At 65.0% G+C, this 19,971-nt stretch carries 17 protein-coding genes; 8 read left to right on the top strand and 9 right to left on the bottom strand.

Features of this window, described 5'->3' with window-relative positions; translation table 11 throughout:
• Window positions 1-2: 2 nt before the first annotated feature.
• From A9513_RS23345 to A9513_RS23320, 6 genes are all read right to left on the bottom strand, one after another.
• The gene (locus A9513_RS23345) at window positions 3-1,250 is read right to left on the bottom strand and encodes an ABC transporter permease (RefSeq protein ID WP_024763593.1); all 1,248 of its coding nucleotides are present in this window, start codon (window positions 1,248-1,250) and stop codon (window positions 3-5) included.
• A gap of 229 nt (window positions 1,251-1,479) precedes the next feature.
• Entirely contained in the window at window positions 1,480-2,529 is a 1,050-nt protein-coding gene (locus A9513_RS23340) for an ABC transporter substrate-binding protein (RefSeq protein ID WP_024763594.1), read from the bottom strand.
• A 68-nt stretch (window positions 2,530-2,597) separates the two neighbouring features.
• Window positions 2,598-3,707, bottom strand: coding sequence for an ABC transporter ATP-binding protein (locus A9513_RS23335; RefSeq protein ID WP_024763595.1), 1,110 nt, complete (start codon window positions 3,705-3,707; stop codon window positions 2,598-2,600).
• A 180-nt stretch (window positions 3,708-3,887) separates the two neighbouring features.
• Entirely contained in the window at window positions 3,888-4,925 is a 1,038-nt protein-coding gene (locus A9513_RS23330; RefSeq protein ID WP_024763596.1) for an ABC transporter substrate-binding protein, read from the bottom strand.
• 164 nt (window positions 4,926-5,089) lie between these two features.
• On the bottom strand, window positions 5,090-5,719 hold the full coding sequence (locus tag A9513_RS23325; RefSeq protein ID WP_024763597.1) for a response regulator transcription factor: 630 nt from the start codon (window positions 5,717-5,719) through the stop codon (window positions 5,090-5,092).
• Window positions 5,720-5,788: 69 nt separating this feature from the next.
• Window positions 5,789-8,200, bottom strand: a complete 2,412-nt coding sequence (locus A9513_RS23320) for a transporter substrate-binding domain-containing protein (RefSeq protein ID WP_065085707.1) — start codon at window positions 8,198-8,200, stop codon at window positions 5,789-5,791.
• 167 nt (window positions 8,201-8,367) lie between these two features.
• Here A9513_RS23320 and A9513_RS23315 point away from each other — a divergent pair, with 167 nt between their 5' ends.
• Window positions 8,368-9,420 carry an alpha/beta hydrolase family protein gene (locus A9513_RS23315; RefSeq protein WP_065085706.1) on the top strand — a complete coding sequence of 351 codons (1,053 nt, stop codon included), beginning with the start codon at window positions 8,368-8,370 and terminating at the stop codon, window positions 9,418-9,420.
• 1 nt (window position 9,421) lies between these two features.
• Here the strand turns inward: A9513_RS23315 and A9513_RS23310 are convergent, their stop codons facing one another.
• Genes A9513_RS23310 through A9513_RS23300 form a run of 3 tightly spaced genes read right to left on the bottom strand, consistent with a single transcriptional unit; the run spans window position 9,422 to window position 11,881 of the window.
• A complete protein-coding gene (locus A9513_RS23310) occupies window positions 9,422-10,186 on the bottom strand; it encodes a DnaJ domain-containing protein (RefSeq protein ID WP_065085705.1) in 765 nt (254 codons plus the stop codon).
• Window position 10,187: 1 nt separating this feature from the next.
• Entirely contained in the window at window positions 10,188-10,862 is a 675-nt protein-coding gene (gene murU / locus A9513_RS23305) for an N-acetylmuramate alpha-1-phosphate uridylyltransferase MurU (protein ID WP_024763601.1), read from the bottom strand.
• Window positions 10,859-11,881, bottom strand: coding sequence for an aminoglycoside phosphotransferase family protein (locus A9513_RS23300; RefSeq protein ID WP_024763602.1), 1,023 nt, complete (start codon window positions 11,879-11,881; stop codon window positions 10,859-10,861). Before A9513_RS23300 ends, murU begins: the two co-directional genes overlap by 4 nt.
• A 129-nt stretch (window positions 11,882-12,010) precedes the next feature.
• On the opposite strand from A9513_RS23300, the gene A9513_RS23295 reads away from it, so the two are divergent.
• From A9513_RS23295 to glpE, 7 genes are all read left to right on the top strand, one after another.
• On the top strand, window positions 12,011-14,779 hold the full coding sequence (locus A9513_RS23295; RefSeq protein WP_024763603.1) for an LPS-assembly protein LptD: 2,769 nt from the start codon (window positions 12,011-12,013) through the stop codon (window positions 14,777-14,779).
• On the top strand, window positions 14,760-16,052 hold the full coding sequence (locus tag A9513_RS23290) for a peptidylprolyl isomerase (protein WP_139092940.1): 1,293 nt from the start codon (window positions 14,760-14,762) through the stop codon (window positions 16,050-16,052). Before A9513_RS23295 ends, A9513_RS23290 begins: the two co-directional genes overlap by 20 nt.
• 113 nt (window positions 16,053-16,165) lie before the next feature.
• Window positions 16,166-17,167, top strand: coding sequence for a 4-hydroxythreonine-4-phosphate dehydrogenase PdxA (gene pdxA / locus A9513_RS23285; RefSeq protein ID WP_065085704.1), 1,002 nt, complete (start codon window positions 16,166-16,168; stop codon window positions 17,165-17,167).
• Window positions 17,168-17,283: 116 nt separating this feature from the next.
• On the top strand, window positions 17,284-18,111 hold the full coding sequence (rsmA, locus tag A9513_RS23280) for a 16S rRNA (adenine(1518)-N(6)/adenine(1519)-N(6))-dimethyltransferase RsmA (protein WP_065085703.1): 828 nt from the start codon (window positions 17,284-17,286) through the stop codon (window positions 18,109-18,111).
• Window positions 18,108-18,488: a Co2+/Mg2+ efflux protein ApaG gene (gene apaG, locus A9513_RS23275; protein ID WP_065085702.1), complete on the top strand. Its 381-nt coding sequence runs from the start codon at window positions 18,108-18,110 to the stop codon at window positions 18,486-18,488. Before rsmA ends, apaG begins: the two co-directional genes overlap by 4 nt.
• Window positions 18,488-19,312, top strand: coding sequence for a symmetrical bis(5'-nucleosyl)-tetraphosphatase (locus A9513_RS23270; protein WP_065085701.1), 825 nt, complete (start codon window positions 18,488-18,490; stop codon window positions 19,310-19,312). The genes apaG and A9513_RS23270 overlap by 1 nt, the downstream gene beginning before the upstream one ends.
• A gap of 43 nt (window positions 19,313-19,355) precedes the next feature.
• Entirely contained in the window at window positions 19,356-19,685 is a 330-nt protein-coding gene (glpE, locus tag A9513_RS23265) for a thiosulfate sulfurtransferase GlpE (protein ID WP_024763607.1), read from the top strand.
• Window positions 19,686-19,971: the final 286 nt, after the last annotated feature.

Here is a 19,971-nt window from a genome sequence, read left to right as displayed (position 1 = left end):
CATCAGCCCAGGCGCAGGCGGCTCGCGCCCACCAGCCAGCCATAGATCACATAGAGCACCAGGGTGGCGAACAGCAGCAGGCCGCCCAGGGCCGTGGCCATGCCCCAGTTGATGGTGGTGTTGGTGTAGAAGGCGACGAAGTAGCTGACCATCTGGTCGTTCGGGCTGCCCAGCAGCGCCGGGGTGATGTAGTAGCCGATCGACAGGATGAACACCAGCAGGCAACCGGCGCCGACACCGGCCACGGTCTGCGGGAAGTAGACCTTCCAGAAGCTGGCGAACGGGTGGCAGCCCAGGGAAATCGCGGCGCGCATGTAGCTGGGGGAAATGCCCTTCATCACGCTGTAGATCGGCAGGATCATGAACGGCAGCATGATGTGCACCATGGAGATGTACACGCCGGTGCGGTTGAACACCAGCTGCAGCGGCTGGTCGATCAGGCCCATCTTCAGCAGCGCGCCGTTGATCAGGCCGCCCGACTGCAGCAGCACGATCCACGCGGCGACGCGCACCAGGATCGAGGTCCAGAACGGCAGCAGCACCATGATCATCAGCAGGTTGGACTTGCGCGTCGGCAGGATCGCCAGCAGGTAGGCCAGCGGGTAGGCCAGCGCCAGGCAGATCAGGGTGATCACCGCGCCCATCCAGAAGGTGCGGGCGAAGATGTCCAGGTAGATCGACTGGTCAGGCGTGGCGCGGGCGATCTCGCCCAGGTCGTCGATGCGGTGATCGAGCGCCGCCAGCAGGTAATAGGGCGTGACGGAGCTGGCGTTGCGGCGGATCGCCTGCCAGTAGGCCGGGTCGCCCCAGCGCTCGTCGAGGGCTTCCATGGCGTCCTTGTACGACGCCGGCTGCTCCTTGAACGGCAGCGCGCGGGCAGTCTTGGACAGCAGGCTGCGGTAGCCGGCCAGTTCCATGTTCAGGCGCTTGGACAGGTCACCGATGGTCTGGTTCTTGCGCGCAGCGACCAGGTCTTCACTCAGCGCCTTGTACACCGCGTCCGAGGGCAGCGATTTGCCGTCCCATTCAGCGATGGCATTGACCGTCAGCGGCATCGCGCCGACGACCTCGGGGTTGTTCACGCTCTTGTAGAGCAGCGCCGCGATGGGCACCAGGAAGGTCAGCAGCAGGAAGACCAGCAGGGGCAGCACCAGCGCCTGGGACTTCAGACGGTTCATCCGCTCCGCGCGCGCCAGGCGCTGCTTGAGGGTGGGGCCGGCGACCTCGTTCAGAGACACAGCGGTGGCCATAGCGAACTCCGGTAAAACAGGCCGCCTTAGGAGCGGCCAAGGTGTGGTGTCAGGAGGAGCCGCCGCGAGGGGGAACGGCGGCTCCGGTCCGTCGCGGCTCGGGCAGCCGCGACGGTTAGGACGTTACGCGAGTCGTCGACAAAACTGAGCGAAGCGGTTCTGGCTAGGCGCCTGGCTGCAGACAGTACCCGGCCAGGCAACAACGCCAGAACAGTTTTGCCGGCGACTCTTACTTGGCAGCCCAGGCGTTGAAGCGCTGCTCCAGCTGCTCGCCGTAGTCAGCCCAGAAGGTCACGTCCATGCCCACCTGGCCCTGCATGTTTTCCGGGGTGGTCGGCATGTCTTTCAGCAGGTCCTTGCTCAGCAGCGGTACGGCGTTCTTGTTGACCGGGCCGTAGGCGATGTTCTCGGAGTAGGTCTTCTGCTGCTCGGGCTGGACCGAGAAGGCGATGAACTTCAGGCTCTCGTCCTTCTTCTTGGCGCCTTTGGGGATGGCCCAGGCGTCGAAGTCGTAGATGCCGCCGTTCCAGACGATCTTCAGGTTGCTCTCTTTCTGCACGGCGGCGATGCGGCCGTTGTAGGCAGAGCTCATGACCACGTCACCGGAGGCGAGGTACTGCGGCGGCTGGGCGCCGGCTTCCCACCACTGGATGTTCGGCTTGATCTGGTCGAGTTTCTTGAAGGCGCGGTCCTGGCCTTCTTTGGTGGCCAGCACCTTGTAGACGTCCTTGGGCGCGACACCGTCGGCCATCAGGGCGAATTCCAGGGTGTACTTGGCGCCCTTGCGCAGGCCGCGCTTGCCCGGGAATTTCTGGGTGTCCCAGAAATCGGCCCAACTGGTCGGCGCGCTCTTCAGTTTGTCGGCGTTGTAGGCCAGTACGGTAGACCACACGAAGAAGCCGACGCCGCAGTTGCTGACGGCGCCCGGCACATAGTCTTCGGCCTTGCCGAGGATGGCCGGGTCGATTTCTTCGAACAGGCCTTCGTCACAGCCGCGGGCCAGTTCCGGCGATTCGACTTCCACCAGGTCCCAGGAGACGCTGTTGGTGTCGACCATGGCCTTCACCTTGGCCATCTCGCCGTTGTATTCGCCGGCGACGATCTTGTTGCCGGTGGATTTTTCGTAGGGCTCGTAGAACGCCTTCACCTGGGCGTTCTTGTTGGCACCGCCGAAGGACACCACGGTCAGGTCGGTGGCGGCCATGGACTGGGCCGCAAAGGCCACGCCCAGAGTCAGCGCTGCGAGTTTGAGCCCCGATGCTTTCAAGGACTTCGACATTATTGTTGTCTCCACAGTGTGCAGTTTGTTTTTCTTGGATGCGTCCGGGAGTGGCCGGTCCGCTTTCGTTACGCCGCGGACAGAGGGTCGAGCGCGCGGACGTGCTCGACTTCCCAGCCCAGCGGAACCACGTCGCCAACACTGAGCGCGGGATCGAGCTCGGCGATCGGCTGTTTGACGAAGAAATCGGTACGGCCGCAGACCTCCAGGCGAATGCGCACGTGGTCGCCCAGGTAGATGAATTCGGCGACACGGCCGGAGAAGCGGTTCACGCAGTTTTCACTGTGGCCGTTGAGGCGCACGCGCTCTGGGCGGATCGACAGGCTGACGGTGTCGCCGACATTGCCGACGTTGACCGCCAGCGCCTCGACCTTCTCGCCACGGGCCAGGCCAACGGTGCAGCGGTCGCCATCGCGGGCCTGGAGCTGGCCGGCGATGCGGTTGTTCTCGCCAATGAAGTTGGCGACGAAGGAGTTGCGCGGGTGCTCGTAGAGCTCGGCCGGCGGGGCGATCTGCTGGATCTCGCCCTGGTGGAACACGGCCACGCGGTCGGACATGGTCAGGGCTTCGCCCTGGTCGTGGGTCACGTAGACCACGGTCACGCCCAGGCGCTGGTGGATGTGCTTGATCTCCATCTGCATGTGTTCACGCAGCTGTTTATCCAGCGCACCCAGGGGTTCGTCCATCAGCACCAGTTGCGGCTCGAAGACCAGCGCGCGGGCCAGGGCCACACGTTGCTGCTGGCCACCGGAAAGCTGGGCGGGATAACGGCCGGCGAAGGTGTCGAGCTGGACCATCGACAGCGCACGCTTCACGCGCTCGCTGACATCGGTCTTGCTCATGCCGCGCACGGAGAGCGGGAAGGCCAGGTTCTCGGCCACCGTCATGTGCGGGAACAGCGCATAGTTCTGGAACACCATGCCGATGTCGCGCTTGTGCGGGGGGACGTTGTTGATGGCGCGGCCGGCGAGCTGGATTTCACCGGCGGTAGGAGTTTCGAAACCGGCCAGCATCATCAGGCTGGTGGTCTTGCCGGAACCGGACGGCCCCAGCAGTGTCAGGAATTCGCCTTTGCGAATGTCCAGATTGAGGTCCTTCACGATGAGGGATTCGCCGTCGTAGCTCTTCTGCACGCCACGGAAACTCACCAGCACATCGTTTGCCTGATTCTCGGCCATCACCGCACCTTTGTTTTTTTGTAAATGCCGTTGATCTCAAGCCTAGAGAAGCTGGACCCGCGCGCAAATCGGGCGGTATGAGAGATTGCTATAAGGCTTAGAGAGGATGCTTTGTAGGGATCGCCCTACAAAAATCAGGGAAACCGACTGCCGACCAGCTATTGGTCGGCAGTCCGCGGCTCAGCGCTTGGCCCAGGCCTGGAAGCGCTTCTCCAGGGCATCGCCGTGCTCGGCCCAGAACGCCACGTCCATGCCGACGGCATTGGCGATGTTCTGCGGCGCGGTCGGCAGGTTGGCAGCCACGTCCGGCGCCAGCAGCTCCACCGCCTTGCGGTTGGTCGGGCCGTAGGAAATGTTTTCGGCGAAGGCCTTCTGCTGTTGCGGCTGGCCGGCGAAGTTGACGAATTGCTCGGCCAGTTCCTTCTTGAATACGCCCGAGGGCAGCGCCCAGAAATCGAAGTCGTAGATACCGCCGGCCCAGACCATGCGGAAGCCCTTCTGCTCGCCCTGCGCGGCGGCGATCCGGCCGTTGTAGGCGGAGCTCATCACCACGGTGCCGTCGGCGAGATCACGGACCGGGTCCTGCCCGGATTTCCACCAGTTGATGTTCGGCTTCAGTTCGTCGAGCTTGCGGAAGGCGCGGTCGACGCCGTCATTGTTGGCGAGCACCTTGTAAACGTCCCTGGGCGCGACACCATCGGCCATCAGGGCGAATTCCAGGCTGTACTTCGCGCCCCAGCGCAGGCCGCGCTTGCCGGGGAATTTCTTCGTGTCCCAGAAATCCGCCCAACTGCTGGGCGTGCCCTGCAGCTTGTTCTGGTTGTAGGCCAGCAGCGTGGTCCAGACGAAGATGCCGACGCCGCATGGCTGCACTGCGCCGGGAACGAAATCGGCGGTGTTGCCCAGGGTCTTGGGGTCAAGCTTCATGAACAGCCCTTCCTCGCAGCCGCGCGCGAGTTCGGGGGCCTCGACTTCCACCACGTCCCAGGACACGTGGCTGATTTCCACCATGCGCTTGAGCTTGGCCAGGTCGCCGTTGTAGGAGCCGTGGACGACGGCGTTGCCGGTCACTTCCTTGAACGGTTTGTAGAAGGCCGCCTCCTGGGCTTCCTTGTTCGCGCCACCGAAGGAAATCACCGTAACGTAGTCCGCCAGCGCCGGCATCGCAGCGCTCCCCAGCAGGCCGAACAGCAGCCCTCCCCTTACCGCTCGCAACATCTTCTTCTCCTTGTTATCACGACGTACCGCATGAAGCGGGCAATGATTCCCTGCCTCACGCCCGCTAGATAGACGGTTTGTTACAGAAATCGGACACGTCGCACAGAGTGAAGGGAAAATTCAGCGAGCCATCTGCCGCAGATCAAACCGGCGGCACGGGTCGGTCAGACGAGCTTGTGCTCCATGGCGTAGCGCACCAGATCGGCCACCGAGTTGGCATTGAGTTTCTGCATCAGCCGCGCCTTGTGGGTACTGATGGTCTTGCTGCTGACCGCCAGTTGCTGGGCGATCTCGTTGACGCCCTCGCCGTGCACCAGGCGCTCGAACACCGAGAACTCGCGCTCGGAAAGCAGCGCATGGGGCGGCCGCGAATCGGTGAGGCCGACTTCGAAGACCATGCGGTCGGCGAGGTCCGGGTCGATGTAGCGGCCACCGCTGGCGACCTTGCGGATCGCCGTGAGCAGCAGCGCCGGGTCGCTGTCCTTGGTGGCGTAGCCAGCGGCGCCGACCTTCAGCGCGCGGGCGACCATCTGCACCTCGTCGTGCATCGACAACATCAGGATCGCCGGCGGATTGTTCAGCGCGCGGATACGCGGGATGGCCTCAAGGCCGTTGACGCCGGGCATCGAGATATCCAGCAGGACCACTTCGCAGGGGGTCTGGCGCAGGTTCTCGAGCAGTTGCTCGCCATTGGTGGCCTCGCCGACCACCTGCAGGTCCTTGGCCATGCCGATCAGTTGCTTGATGCCCTCGCGCACGATCGTATGGTCTTCCGCCACCAGCACTCGAATCACTGCCCTTCCTCCCGCTTCGCACTTGTCATTGTCATTGTCGTTATCGATGCCGATGCCGTTGTCGCCCGGTTAGGCGCTTCGGGAGCGCAGCGGCACCCGGATCCACAGCGTGGTGCCCTCCCCAGGCTGGCTGTCGATCTGCAGGGTGCCGCCGAACATCAGCACCCGCTCGCGCATACCCACCAGGCCGAAGGAAACACCCTGGCGCGTGGCCTGCGGATCGAAGCCCACGCCGTCATCGGCGATACGCAGGCACAGCTCGCTGCCCTCGACGCTCAGCTGCAGTTCCACAGTATGCGCCTGGGCATGGCGCATCACATTGGTCAGCGCCTCCTGGAGGATGCGGAACAGGCCGATGGCCTTGGCGTCCGACAGCTCCGGCGGGTTCTCCGGCACCTCCACCAGGCAGGGAATCTGCGTGCGCGATTCGAAGCGGCGCGCCTGCCACTCCACCGCCGAACCGATGCCTGCATCGAGGATCGGCGGGCGCAGCGCAGTGGCCACATCGCGCACCAGCTGGAACAACTGGGCGATAAGACGCTTCATGTTATCCAGGCGCTCGCGCAGGCCCGCGTCCAGTTCGCCATAGGCCAGTTCGCACATCGAGGTTTCCAGCTTCAGCACGGTAAGCACCTGGCCCAGTTCATCGTGCACCTCGCGGGCGATGCGTGCTTTCTCCTCCTCCCGCACGCTCTCCAGATGCGCCGAGAGCTCGCGCAGTTGCGCGCGGGAATCCTGCAGTTCGAGTTCGATCTGCTTATGCTCGGTGATGTCCCAGACCACGCCGTCCCAGGCCGAACGACCGTCGTCCAGGGTCCGCACCGTCGCCTTGATGTCGACCCAACGTGGCTCGTTGCTGCGGGTGAGGATGCGGCCCTGCCACAGCCAGTTGCGCCGGCCCTCTACTGCCTCGAGCTGGCTGGCGAGATAGCCCTCGCGCTCGGACGGGTGCACCAGGCCCATGATGCCCAGGCCGCTTTCGCGCAGGTAACCGGGCGAGTAACCCAGCGAGGTTTCGCTGCCGCCAGTGATGAAGCTGATGTAGGCGAAATCGGAGTCATCGTCCGGCGCATTGGGCTCCAGGCGGAACACCAGCCCCGGCACGTTGGCGGCGATGCCCTGCAGGCGGGCCTCGCTCTCTTCCAGCGCGGCGCGGGCGCGGCGGCGTTCGGTGACGTCGCTGAGGAAGACCAGCAGGTACTCCGAATCACCGAAGCGCAGGAAGCTCAGCGAGACGTCGGCCGGCAGCCATTGGCCGTCGGCGCGCAGGCAGCGGGTTTCGAAGCTCAGCGGAGCTTCGTCGGCGTTGCGCGCACGGCGCCAGAGGTTGAGCCAGCGGTCCATGTTCAGCGTCGGCTCGAAGTCTGCCAGCGGCCGATCCACCACGGCGCCCGCGGCATAACCGAGCAGCTCCTCGGCGGCGCGGTTGGCGTAGCGCACATGGCTGTCCCAGTTGACCCAGAGGATGCCGACGGTGCTGCTGTCGATGGCGAACTGGGTCAGGCGCAATGCCTGCTCGGCGGCCTGGCGCAGTTCGATGTCGCGGCGTGCCGCCAGCAGGCGCGACTCCAATGCACGGTGCTGCCGACGCAGCCAGAGCAGCGCAGCAACGGCGAACAAAAGCAGCAGGCCGAGCAGGATGCAGAGGTTCTGCCAGAAGCCGGGCGAGGAGCCCAGACGCGGGTAGGTCGGTTGCAGCCAGCGTTCGTGGAGCTGGTCGAGGTCCTTGGCCGGCACCGCGCGCAGGGCCGCGTCGATGATCCCGGCCAATTCCGGCAAGCCGCGCCGCGTCGCCACGCGCAGCAATTGCGGATAGCCGATGTCGGCCACCACCCAGAGGCCGGTGAATTCGGTTTCGCGGGTCAGCCGCGCCAGCTGCGCCTCATCGATCACCGCGTAATTGGCCTCGCGGCCCAGCACCTTGCGCAGCACTTCGCGGTCGCTGTCGACGATCTGCAGGGTCAAGCCCGAATAGGTACTGCGCAAGTAATCCACCACCGGGCCGGGCCCCCGCACAGAGACCGATTCGCCCTCGCGCAGGTTGTCCAGCTCCACGGACGTACCGCTGCGGCGGTCGCCCACCACCAGCCGCGGTACGCGCAGATAGGGATCGGAGAACAGCCAGTCGCGAAGGGTCGAGGGCGTCTGGCTGACGCCGGGCGCCAGGTCGATTTCGCCGCTGTGCACGGCTCGCTCCAACGCGGCCTGGTCCGGGTAGGTGTGCCACTCGAGGCTGACCCCCATGGCCTTGGCCAACCATTCCAGCAATTCCACGTTGGCCCCGGAGAGCTGCTGCAGCCGGCGATCCTGTTGCACATAGGGCGCCTCCAGTACGGCGCCCACGCGCAGTTGCGGATGCTCGGCAACCCAGGCGCGCTGCGCTTCGTCCAGCGCCAGTGGCGGCACGGCGGTTTCCGCCACGGCCAGCAGCGGCAGGCATAGGAACCACGCCAGGCAGGCTTTCCAGAACACACGACTCATGCCGACAACACCATGGATTTCACTCGGGTCAAAGCAAAGGGCCGGCATACCTTACCGCAACCCCGGTTGAACCCGGCACGCCTGCGCCTGACAAAGCTAATACAAGCCGCTAGGCTGGCCGCACTCGCGCCCCGCCGCGTGCTGCCCGCCAGACAGGGATATCACCGATGCCGCATTTGTCTCGACCGACGCTTCTCGCCCTTTGCCTGACCCTCGGCCTGTCGCCGCTGGGCATCAGTCGGGCCGAAGATGCCAAGCAAGCCACCGACGAAAAACCGGCCACGGCACCGGTGGTGCGCCAGGCAGTGAACGAGCGCACCCAGGATGAAGCCAACGGTCTGGTGCGCCAACTCCCAGAAAGTGAGCGGCAGGAACTCAAGGCCGGTGAAGAAACCTTCCTTGCCCTCTGGCTTCCCGCCAATACCGCCGACGCGCAAGGCGCTGTGATCCTCATCCCCGGCGATGGCGAAAGTGCGGACTGGCCGGTAGCGATCAGTCCGTTACGGCGCAAGCTGCCCGATGCCGGCTGGCAGACTCTGGCCATCACGCTGCCCGACCCGCAGAGCACCGCGCCAATTCCACGCCCGAAGGAATCGCCCGACAAGGCCAGCGCCGATATCGACGCCTCCGCCGCCGACAGCGCCAGCAAGCCGGAAGTGAAAGGTAGCCAAGGCAGCGCGACGCCTACTCCGGAAAGCACCGCCGAGACCGGCAGTGCAGAACCCGCCCAGGCCAGCCCGGAAACCCCGCCACCGCCCACCGACCCGGTGGAACTGCGCAAGGCCCACGCCGAACGGGTGCTGTCCCGCGTCCAGGCAGCGGTCGAGCTGGCGCAGCAGCACAAACCCAGGACCATCGTCCTGCTTGGTCACGGTACGGGCGCCTATTGGGCCACTCGCTACCTGGGCGAGCGCGCACCGGCGGACATCAAGAACCTGCTGCTGGTGGCGCCGGAGATGCCGCGCGACTTCAAACCGTCGCTGGACGAGACCGTCCCCTTGCTGAACCTCGCCACCGGCGATTTCTACTACAAGGACAAGGCAACCGATGTAGCGGCAGCCAAACTGCGCCTGCAAGCGAGCAAGCGGCAGAAAGCCCCCAACTATGTGCAGATCGGCATGAACGCCCTGCCAGCCGACCTGGGCACCGAGCAGGAGCAACTTTACCGGCGCATCCGCGGCTGGCTGTCGATGCACCTGGAGCCCATCGAGCAGCCCTGAGTCAGCGGAAGCCGCGACGCTGGCGCACCAGCAGGTAGGCCGCCTGGATCTCGCGGGTCTTGTTGGTCGCCGCAGCAATCCGCTCGGGGCTGGCACCCATGCCTTCGAGCTTGTCCGGGTGGTTCTGGCTGATCAGCTTGCGGTAGGCGCGCTTGATCTCCTCCGGCTCGCTCTCTGCCGTCACGCCCAGCAGTCGCAGCGCTCCGGTATAGGATTCGCGCGGAGTAGCCGGCGGCTTGGGCGGCTCGGCACCGGACGACATCGCCAACACCCTGGAGCGAGAAAGCCCCAGTGAATCGCCCCACTGCAGCAGCAGGTTCTTCTGCGCAGCGTTCGGCGCGCCGCCCGCCCAGACCATGCGCCAACACGCCTGTATCAGCCCTTCGGCAGTGGCCTCCTGGCCCTGCCGCTGGCGCAAGCCGACGTCGAGCAACTCTCCCCCCAGCTTGCCGCGACCGAAGGCATCGATGGCCTGGCGACGGGCCTTGTCATCCAGTTGCAGACGCTGCATTTCAGAACGCGCCTGCTGGATGTGCGCATCGACCACGCGACCGCGGCTCTTGGCCAGACGGCCGAGCAGCAGGAAGAGCAACTCCTGGTCACCGACCCGAGGACCACCGCGCAACTGCTCCAGCAGCCCCCGCCAGGTGCGCTGCTTCAGGCGCCGGTCGAGCACCTGGCCCAGCAACGCACCGAGCATGGCGCCCGGAATGCTCGCCAATGCCCATCCGGCGATGACGCCCACCAGGGTCCCCGGCCAGAACACCTCAGCCCTCCGCCAACTGGCGTTCGACATCTGCCAGGCGCTCGTGGGTGCCGACATCGATCCAGCGGCCACGATGGTGCACGCCACTCACGCGCCCTGCTTCCATCGCCTGGCGCAGCAGCGGCGCCAGCTTGAACGCGCCGGGCTGGCAGCCGTCGAACAGCTGCGGACGTAGAATGGCGATGCCGCTGTAGGTCAGGCTCGGCTGGCCTTCGCGGTAGTCACTGACGCGACCGTCATGCAGGCAGAAATCACCCCGAGCGTGGTGGCCGGGATTGTCCACCAGCACCAGGTGCGCCAGGTCGCCCTCGGCCAGCGCACCGTGCAGGCTTGCGTAATCGAAGTCGGTCCAGATGTCACCGTTGGCGATGACGAAGGCGTCGTCGCCCAGCAGAGGCAGCGCCTTGACGATGCCGCCGCCAGTTTCCAGCGGCTCGCCTTCGGACGAGTAGCGGATGCTCACGCCAAAGGGCGCGCCATCACCCAGGTGGTCTTCGATCTGCTGGCCGAGCCAGGCGTGGTTGATCACCAGCTGATCGAAGCCGGCCTGGCGCAACGCCCGCAACTGGTACTCGATCAGCGGCACGCCGCCAGCGCGCACCAGCGGCTTGGGTGTGTGCAGGGTCAGCGGGCGCAGGCGCTCGCCCTTGCCCGCGGCGAGGATCATGGCCTTCATGCGGGGTGGGTCTCGTCTTTGGGCAGGCTGGCCAGCAGCGCGGCGAGGTCGCCCAACTCCGGCCGGCGCGCGATGACGCTTTCCAGGTAGCGGAAGAAGCGTGGCACATCGCCCAGGTAGCGAGGCTTGCCATCGCGATGGCAGATGCGCGCGAAGATGCCGATCACCTTCAGATGACGCTGGGCACCCATCAGGTCGCTGGCGCGGAAGAAGGTCTCGAAGTTCTCCGGCAGCGGAATACCGGCTGCCTGGGCCTTGCGCCAGTAGCGCGAGAGGCCGTCGTGGACGCGCGGTTCCGGCCAACTGAGGAAGGCGTCCTTATAAAGGCAGGTCACGTCGTAGGTCACCGGACCGTAGACCGCATCCTGGAAATCGAGGATGCCGGGGTTCGGCTCGCTGAGCATCAGGTTGCGCGGCATGTAGTCGCGGTGTACCAGTACGCGCGGCTGCGCCAGGGCGCTGCGGACCAGCAGGTCGCAGGTGCGCTCCCAGCGAGCGAGTTGCTCGCCCTCCAGGGTCACGCCCAGATGGCGCTGCAGGTACCAGTCGGGGAACAACTGCAGCTCGCGGCGCAACAGGGCTTCGTCGTAGGCAGGCAGGCGCTGGGCGACATCGACCTGCTGGAAGGCCACCAGGGCATCCAGGGCGTTCTCGAACAGTTCCTCGGCATTCTGCGCAGTGAGCACATCCAGGTAAGTCTGACGCCCGAGATCATCGAGCAGCAGGAATCCCTGCTCGACATCCTCGGCCAGAATCTTCGGAACGTGCACGCCGGCCTCGGCCAGCAGGCCGGCGACCTTGATGAAGGGCCGGCAGTCTTCCTGGGGCGGCGGCGCGTCCATCACGATCAGGCTGCGGCCGGCGCCCTGCCAGCGAAAATAACGGCGGAAACTGGCGTCGCTGCTGGCCGCAGTGAGGCTGGCCTCGGGCACCTGCCCCCAGCCTTGCACGTTGAACACTGCGGGCAAACTCAAGTCCAACCAGCGGATCATCTGCTGGTAACGAGCATCCTCGGTCATTTTTCGGGGTTCTCCACGGCGCTAGCCGTTGCGCGGGTCATGCTTTATTATCCAGCATCTTTTTGAGCCCATCGATAGGCGTGCGGCCCGTTTTGGGCTGAAGGCTCGCAGGAAGCCCGGATTAACAAGATGGCAGTGAATTTCCCCGTGTTCCGTAGAAAATTCCCCTTACTGGTGACCGGTGGCCTGCTGGCTATCCAACCGCTCGCCACTGTGACCGCGGCGCCCGGCGAGCAGTTCGCCTGCCAGCCCTCCGCATCCGGCGCCTGGGACTGCTCCTCGCAGAACAGCGCCAGCACAGTACCGCGCCCACAGCATGGGGCCACCTCCGTCAGCGCTGGCGGCACAGCCGCGAGCAGCTCGAAGTCCTCGGGCAGCCCGAGCAGCGCCGCTGGCGAAGAGCCGAAACAACTGGTCACCGAGTCCGGCGGCCGCGGCCTTAAGTCGCGCAGCAGCGACTACAGCCACCTCGACTGGATCCCCCGCGACAAGCTCACCGCTGCCCAACAGGCCGAAATGGGCCCGTACTGCAGCGGCGCCTACGTCGAGCCGGTACGTCCAGGCATGAACGACAAGACGCCGAACGACGAGGCCCCGACCTACGTTTCGGCAAAGGTTTCCCGCTACGAGCAGGAAAAGCAAGTCGCCACCCTCGCGGGTAACGTGGTCCTGCGCCAGGGCAGCATGCAGGTGGAGGCCGACGAGGCCAACCTGCACCAGGCCGAGAACCGCGGCGAGCTGGTCGGCAACGTCAAGCTGCGCGACAACGGCGCACTGATCGTCGGTGACCATGCCGAACTGCAACTGGACAACGGCGCGGCGAAGATCGACAACGCCGAGTACGTCATGCACCAGGCGCAGATCCGCGGCAGCGCGCTATACGCCAAGCGCCAGGAAGACGCGATCATCCAGCTCAAGGACGGTACCTACACCCGCTGCGAACCGGGCAGCAACGCCTGGGTCGTCAAGGGCAATAACATCAAGCTGAACCCGGCCACCGGTTTCGGCACCGCGACCAACGCGACCCTGCGGGTGAAGGACATTCCGGTCTTCTACACCCCGTACATCTATTTCCCCATCGACAACCGTCGTCAGTCCGGCTTCCTGGCGCCTTCCTTCGCCAGCTCGACCGACACCGGTTTCACCCTGACCACGCCGTACTACTTCAACCTGGCGCCCAACTACGACGCCACGTTGTACCCGCACTACATGGTCAAGCGCGGCCTGCTGATGGAAGGCGAGTTCCGCTACCTGACCCACAGCAGCGAAGGCCAGGTCAATGCCGCTTACCTGAACGATAAGAACGACGACCGCAAGGACTTCCCGCAGTATACCGACACCCGTTGGCTGTACGGCTGGAAGAACGTCAGCGGCCTGGATTCGCGCCTGATGGCGCAGGTCGACTACACCCGCATCAGCGACCCCTACTACTTCCAGGATCTGGATACCTCGCTGGGTATCGGTTCGCCGACCTACGTCAACCAGCAGGGCACCCTGACCTACCGCGGCGACAGCTACACCGCCAAACTGAACGCGCAGTCCTACCAGTTGGCGACCGTGACCGACGTCACCCCGTACGATCGCCTGCCGCAGCTCACCCTGGACGGCCGACTGCCGTTCAACCCGGGTGGCCTGAACTTCACCTACAGCACCGAGGCCGTACGCTTCGATCGTGACCTGGATGAAGGCTATTACCGGATTGATGTCGACAACCCGACGCTATACCCGCGACCGGACACCAACATCCTGGGCCTGGCACGGGCTACCGGCGATCGTTTCCACGCTGAACCGGGCGTCAGCCTGCCGATGAACCGCAGCTGGGGCTTCATGACCCCGACCGTCAAGGCGCTGTACACCAAGTACGACCTGGACCTGGACGGGAAAGGCAAAGCCACGCTGCCGTCGTACATCGACTACGACAGCAGTCCGGACCGTTCCCTGGGCCTGGCCAAGCTGGACAGCGGCCTGTACTTCGACCGCGACACGACCTTCGCTGGCACCAAGTTCCGTCAGACCCTGGAGCCACGGGCGATGTACCTGTACGTCCCGTACAAGAACCAGGACAACCTGCCGACCTTCGACACCGGCGAGTTCACCTTCAGCTACGACTCGCTGTGGCGTGAGAACCGCTTCACCGGCCGCGACCGTATTGGCGACGCCAACCAGCTATCCCTCGGCCTGGGTTCGCGCTTCATCGAGGACGATGGCTTCGAGCGCGCCTACATCGCCGCCGGCCAGATCTACTACTTCAGCGACCGCCGCGTACAGCTGCCGGGCCTGACCGAAGACGACCTGGCCGCCAGCGGTGCGAAGAACCCGGATGCCGATACCTGGCGTTCGCCCTACGCGCTCACCGGCATCTATCGCTTCAACCATGACTGGTTCGCCAGCTCGGACTTCAACTGGAACCCGAACACGCACCACACCGACAACGGCAACCTGATGTTCCACTATCAGCCCGAAGCCGATCCTCGCAAGGTGCTGAACGCCGGCTACCGCTACCGTGCGGACAGCAAGCGCTTCAACCCGAACACCGGTCAGTTCGAGTACGGCAGCGACGAGTACAAGATCGAACAGCATGATCTCTCGTTCATCTGGCCGGTCCTGCCGCAGTGGGCCGCCATCGGCCGCTGGCAGTTCGACTACAACCAGAGCCGCACACTGGAAGCCTTCGGCGGCTTCGAGTACGACAGCTGCTGCTGGAAGCTGCGCCTGATCAATCGCTACTGGGTCGACTATGACGACGAGGAATTCGTGACCTCCACGTCCAAGGCCGACCGCGGTGTATTCCTTCAAATCATCTTGAAAGGCCTTGGCGGCGTGGTTGGCAACCAGGTGGAAGGCTTCCTCGACCAAGGTATCCAGGGTTATCGTCAACGTGAAGACAATGCTATGTAAGGCCCTGCGCCCGCTGATGCTGGGCGCGCTGTTGGCAAGTTCCGTCGTGCACGCCGAAGTAGTCCCGCTGGACCGTGTGGTCGCCATCGTCGACAACGACGTGGTGATGCAGAGCCAGCTGGACCAGCGCCTGCGCGAAGTCCGTGCAACCATCCAGAAACGCGGCGCGCCGCTGCCGCCCGAGCACGTGCTGACCCAGCAGGTGCTCGAGCGTCTGATCATCGAAAACATCCAGCTGCAGATCGGTGACCGCTCCGGTGTGCGCATTACCGATGAAGAACTGAACCAGGCCATGGGCACCATTGCCCAGCGCAACAACATGAGCCTGGACCAGTTCCGTGCCGCCCTCGCCCACGACGGCCTGTCCTACGACGAGGCCCGCGAGCAGGTGCGTCGCGAGATGATCATCAGCCGTGTGCGCCAGCGCCGTGTGGCCGAGCGCATCCAGGTCAGCGAGCAGGAAGTACAGAACTTCCTGGCCTCCGACCTGGGCAAGATCCAGCTCTCGGAAGAATACCGCCTGGCCAATATCCTGATCCCGGTACCCGACAGCGCTTCGCCGGAAACCGTGCAGGCTGCAGCTCGCCAGGCCCAGGAGATGTACCAGCAGCTCAAGCAGGGCGCGGACTTCGGCCAGCTGGCGGTCTCCCGCTCGGCCGGCGACAACGCCCTGGAAGGCGGCGAGATCGGCTGGCGCAAGGCCGCCCAGCTGCCCTCGCCATTCGACAGCATGATTGGCACCCTGGCCGTGGGCGACGTGACCGAGCCGGTCCGCACCCCGGGCGGTTTCATCATCATCAAGCTGGAAGAGAAGCGCGGTGGCAGCAAGATGCTGCGTGACGAAGTCCACGTCCGCCATATCCTGCTCAAGCCCAGCGAGATTCGCAGCGAAGAAGAAACCCAGCGTCTGGCCGAGAAGCTCTACGAGCGCATCCAGGCCGGCGAGAGCTTCAGCGACCTGGCGAAGAAATTCTCCGAAGACCCGGGCTCCAAGCTCAACGGCGGCGACCTCAATTGGGTCGACCCGGAATCCCTGGTACCGGAATTCCGCGACGTGATGAACAATGCGCCGCAAGGCCAGGTCACCAAGCCGTTCCGCTCGCCGTTCGGCTGGCACGTGCTGGAAGTCCTCGGCCGCCGCGCCACCGACAGCAGCGACAAGTTCCGCGAGCAACAAGCCGCCCAGACCCTCCGCGCACGCAAGTACGACGAGGAGCTGCAGGCCTGGCTGCGCCAGATCCGCGACGAAGCCTACGTCGAGATCAAGCAGTAAGCAGCGCGAGTCGCTACGAAGAAACCCGGCCATGGCCGGGTTTCTTTTTGCCTGCAGGAAGCTTCGTCGTAGAGTAGGAACATCCGCGGTAAATCCTGATTCGAGAGTCATCCATGAGCACTTCCCACCTTTTCGCCCTCACTCCCGGCGAGCCCGCCGGCATTGGTCCCGACCTCTGCCTGCTGCTGGCCCGCGAAACTCAACCGCATCCGCTGGTTGCCGTCGCCAGTCGTGAACTGCTGACAGAGCGTGCCGCGCTGCTGGGGCTGAACATCGACCTGCAGGAAGTCGGCCCCGGCAACTGGCCCGATGTCGCTGCTCCGGCCGGCAGCCTTTATGTCTGGGACACCCCGCTGGCAGCGCCGGTCGAACCGGGCAAGCTGAACCAGGCCAACGCCGCCTATGTGCTGGAAACCCTCACCCGCGCCGGCCAGGGCTGCCTGGACGGGCATTTCGCCGGGATGATCACCGCCCCCGTGCACAAGGGCGTCATCAACGAAGCCGGCATCGCCTTCTCCGGCCATACCGAGTTCCTCGCCGATCTCACCCACACCGCCCAGGTAGTGATGATGCTCGCCACCCGCGGCCTGCGCGTTGCCCTGGTGACCACCCACCTGCCGCTGCGACAGATCGCCGATGCCATCACCCCGGATCGTCTGGAGCGCGTCACCCGCATTCTGCATGCCGACCTGCGCGACAAGTTCGGCCTGGCCAACCCGCGCATCCTGGTCTGCGGCCTGAACCCCCATGCCGGCGAGAGTGGCCACCTCGGCCATGAGGAAATCGACGTGATCGAGCCGACGCTGGAGCGCCTGCGCACCGAGGGCATGCAGTTGATCGGACCGCTGCCGGCCGACACCCTGTTCACCCCCAAGCACCTGGAACACTGCGACGCCGTGCTGGCGATGTACCACGACCAGGGCCTGCCGGTGCTCAAGTACAAGGGGTTCGGCGCGGCAGTGAACGTCACGCTGGGCCTGCCCATCATCCGCACCTCAGTGGACCACGGCACCGCGCTGGACCTTGCCGGCACCGGTCGGATCGACAGCGGCAGCCTGCAGGTTGCCCTGGAAACCGCCTACCAGATGGCAGAAGCCGGCGCCGCGAGAGGCTGATCACCAGCATTCCGTTCGGCCAGCGTTTCGTGCTGGCCGTCGCGGACTGGTAAACTGATGGTTTTTCCGCCTCCAGCTGGCCGCCTCAGGCGTCCGGCTGCTCTCCGGAGCCTTCGATGTCCGAACTCTTCCAGCACCGCGCCCGTAAACGCTTTGGGCAGAACTTCCTGCACGACGCCGGGGTGATCCACAAGATCCTCCGCGCCATCGCCGCCAAGGAAGGCCAGCACCTGCTGGAAATCGGCCCAGGCCAGGGCGCCCTGACCGAAGGCCTGGTGGACAGCGGCGCGAAGCTCGATGTGATCGAGCTGGACCTGGACCTGATCCCGCACCTGAAATGGCGCTTCGGTCTGAAGCCCAACTTCAGCCTGCACCAGGGCGATGCGATGAAGTTCGACTTCTCCAGCCTGATCGCCTCCCCCGAGGACAAGTTGCGCGTGGTCGGCAACCTGCCCTACAACATCTCCACCCCATTGATCTTCCATCTCCTGGACCATGCCTCGCTGATCCAGGACATGCACTTCATGCTGCAGAAGGAAGTGGTGGAGCGCCTGGCCACCGAGCCGGGCAACGGCGACTGGGGCCGCCTGTCGATCATGGTGCAGTACTTCTGCCGGGTGGATTACCTGTTCACCGTCGGCCCCGGCGCGTTCAACCCGCCGCCCAAGGTCGAGTCGGCCATCGTCCGGCTGGTGCCCTACGCTGAACCGCCCCATCCGGCCAAGGATCACCGCGTGCTGGAACGCATCGTCCGCGAAGCCTTCAACCAGCGCCGCAAGACTCTGCGCAACACCCTGCGTACGCTCATGAGCGTCGAGGACATCGAAGCCGCCGGCGTCGACCCGACCCTGCGTCCGGAGCAACTGAGCGTCGCCGACTTCGTCAGCCTGGCTAACCGTTACAGCGAAACCAACCCGGAAGCCGAGCAAGGACCGAGCGCATGAGCGATCCCCGCTACCAGGTCAGCGTCAGCGTCACCACCCGCCACCTGCCCGAGCAATCGCAGCCGGAGCAGCAGCGCTACGTGTTCGCCTATACCGTGACCATCCACAACCACGGCGAGCTGGCCGCCAAGCTGCTGACCCGCCACTGGATCATCACCGACGGCGATGGCCACGTGCAGGAAGTCCGCGGCGCCGGCGTCGTTGGCGAAAAGCCGCTGATCGAGCCGGGGSCCAGCCACACCTACACCAGCGGCACCGTGATGGCGACCAAGGTCGGCAGCATGCACGGCAGCTACCAGATGGTCGCCACCGACGGCCACCACTTCGATGCCGAGATCCCGGCGTTCCGCCTCGCCGTCCCTGGGGCGCTGCACTGATGGCCACCTACGCCGTAGGCGACCTGCAAGGCTGCCTGGAGCCGCTCAAGTGCCTGCTGGAGCAGGTGAAGTTCGACCCGGCCCAGGACAAGCTCTGGCTGGTGGGCGATCTGGTCAACCGCGGTCCGGCGTCGCTGGAAACCCTGCGCTTCCTCCATGGCATGCGCGAATCGCTGGTCTGCGTGCTGGGCAACCATGACCTGCACCTGATCGCCGTGGCCTACAACGCCGAGCGCCTGAAGAAGAACGACACCCTGCGCGAGATCGTCGAGGCGCCGGATTGCGCACAACTGATCGAATGGCTGCGGCAGATGCCGTTGGTCCATCACGACGCCGTTCGCGACATCACCCTCGTACACGCCGGCATCCCGCCGCAGTGGGACATCGACAAGGCCCTGCAGCGCGCCGCCGAAGTCGAAGCCGCGCTGCGCGACGACACTCAGCTGCCGATGTTCCTCGATGGCATGTACGGCAACGAGCCGGCCAAGTGGGACAAGAAGCTCAATGGCATAGCGCGACTGCGGGTGATCACCAACTATTTCACGCGCATGCGCTTCTGCACCCCGGACGGCAAGCTCGACCTGAAGTCCAAGGAAGGCCTGGACACCGCGCCGCCCGGCTACGCGCCCTGGTTCAGCTATGCCGAGCGCAAGGCCGCCGGGCGCAAGATCATCTTCGGCCACTGGGCCGCGCTGGAAGGCCAGTGCGACGTCCCCGGCCTGTTTGCCCTGGACACCGGCTGTGTGTGGGGCGGCAGCATGACGCTGATGAACGTCGATACCTTCGAGCGCATCCAGTGCAGCTGCGCCGATAAACCAGAATGATTGCAGCGGGGCCACAGGCTCCGCGCCTTGCGAGGTACTACCCATGAGCGACTTCAAGCGCATCGCCCCCGACCTGGCCCAGCAGCTGCGCGAAAACGGCGCCCAGGTCGTCGACATTCGCGACCCGCAGAGCTATGCGATGGGCCATATCAGCGGTTCGCGGCACATCGACAACTACTCGGTAGCCGACTTCATCCGCGAGGCCGACATGGACGCACCGCTGGTCGTGGTCTGCTATCACGGCAATTCCAGCCAGAGCGCGGCGGCCTATTTCGTCCAGCAGGGCTTCTCCGAGGTCTACAGCCTCGACGGTGGCTTCGAGCTGTGGCGCAGCGTCTATCCCGCGGATACCAGCGCAGGCGGCTCCGACTGAAAGCCCCTACGAAAGAGGCGGATTAGCCCCTTCAAAAAATCTGTAACTTCTCGCGCTTTCGTCCTTTACACATCTAAGAACGAACTATCCTTTCCCTCAGGCCATCCAAAAAAGGGAGAGCCGGCACACCGGCTTCCGGTTAATCGGCAGTGACCATTGGGGCGGATCAGGGCAGTCGCCAGGTTCCGTTGGAGTTCTGGGGGATTCTCGCCGGTACCACTGGCAGCCCGACCGCACCCGCACAGACCGATCCGGCGCCGGCTCCATGCATCGAGCGAGGAGACGT

Origin of the sequence: Pseudomonas sp. AU12215 (assembly GCF_001675465.2) — a bacterium.
Classification (GTDB): domain Bacteria; phylum Pseudomonadota; class Gammaproteobacteria; order Pseudomonadales; family Pseudomonadaceae; genus Pseudomonas; species Pseudomonas nitroreducens.
This window is presented reverse-complemented; position numbering and strand designations above follow the sequence as displayed.

What these genes read in the sequence shown, in the direction of transcription:
- A9513_RS23345 (WP_024763593.1), bottom strand. Translation starts at nt 1,250, where the DNA reads ATGGCCACCGCTGTGTCTCTGAACGAGGTCGCCGGCCCCACCCTCAAG.
- A9513_RS23340 (WP_024763594.1), bottom strand. Translation starts at nt 2,529, where the DNA reads ATGTCGAAGTCCTTGAAAGCATCGGGGCTCAAACTCGCAGCGCTGACT.
- A9513_RS23335 (WP_024763595.1), bottom strand. Translation starts at nt 3,707, where the DNA reads ATGGCCGAGAATCAGGCAAACGATGTGCTGGTGAGTTTCCGTGGCGTG.
- A9513_RS23330 (WP_024763596.1), bottom strand. Translation starts at nt 4,925, where the DNA reads ATGTTGCGAGCGGTAAGGGGAGGGCTGCTGTTCGGCCTGCTGGGGAGC.
- A9513_RS23320 (WP_065085707.1), bottom strand. Translation starts at nt 8,200, where the DNA reads ATGAGTCGTGTGTTCTGGAAAGCCTGCCTGGCGTGGTTCCTATGCCTG.
- A9513_RS23315 (WP_065085706.1), top strand. Translation starts at nt 8,368, where the DNA reads ATGCCGCATTTGTCTCGACCGACGCTTCTCGCCCTTTGCCTGACCCTC.
- murU (WP_024763601.1), bottom strand. Translation starts at nt 10,862, where the DNA reads ATGAAGGCCATGATCCTCGCCGCGGGCAAGGGCGAGCGCCTGCGCCCG.
- A9513_RS23300 (WP_024763602.1), bottom strand. Translation starts at nt 11,881, where the DNA reads ATGACCGAGGATGCTCGTTACCAGCAGATGATCCGCTGGTTGGACTTG.
- A9513_RS23295 (WP_024763603.1), top strand. Translation starts at nt 12,011, where the DNA reads ATGGCAGTGAATTTCCCCGTGTTCCGTAGAAAATTCCCCTTACTGGTG.
- pdxA (WP_065085704.1), top strand. Translation starts at nt 16,166, where the DNA reads ATGAGCACTTCCCACCTTTTCGCCCTCACTCCCGGCGAGCCCGCCGGC.
- rsmA (WP_065085703.1), top strand. Translation starts at nt 17,284, where the DNA reads ATGTCCGAACTCTTCCAGCACCGCGCCCGTAAACGCTTTGGGCAGAAC.
- A9513_RS23270 (WP_065085701.1), top strand. Translation starts at nt 18,488, where the DNA reads ATGGCCACCTACGCCGTAGGCGACCTGCAAGGCTGCCTGGAGCCGCTC.
- glpE (WP_024763607.1), top strand. Translation starts at nt 19,356, where the DNA reads ATGAGCGACTTCAAGCGCATCGCCCCCGACCTGGCCCAGCAGCTGCGC.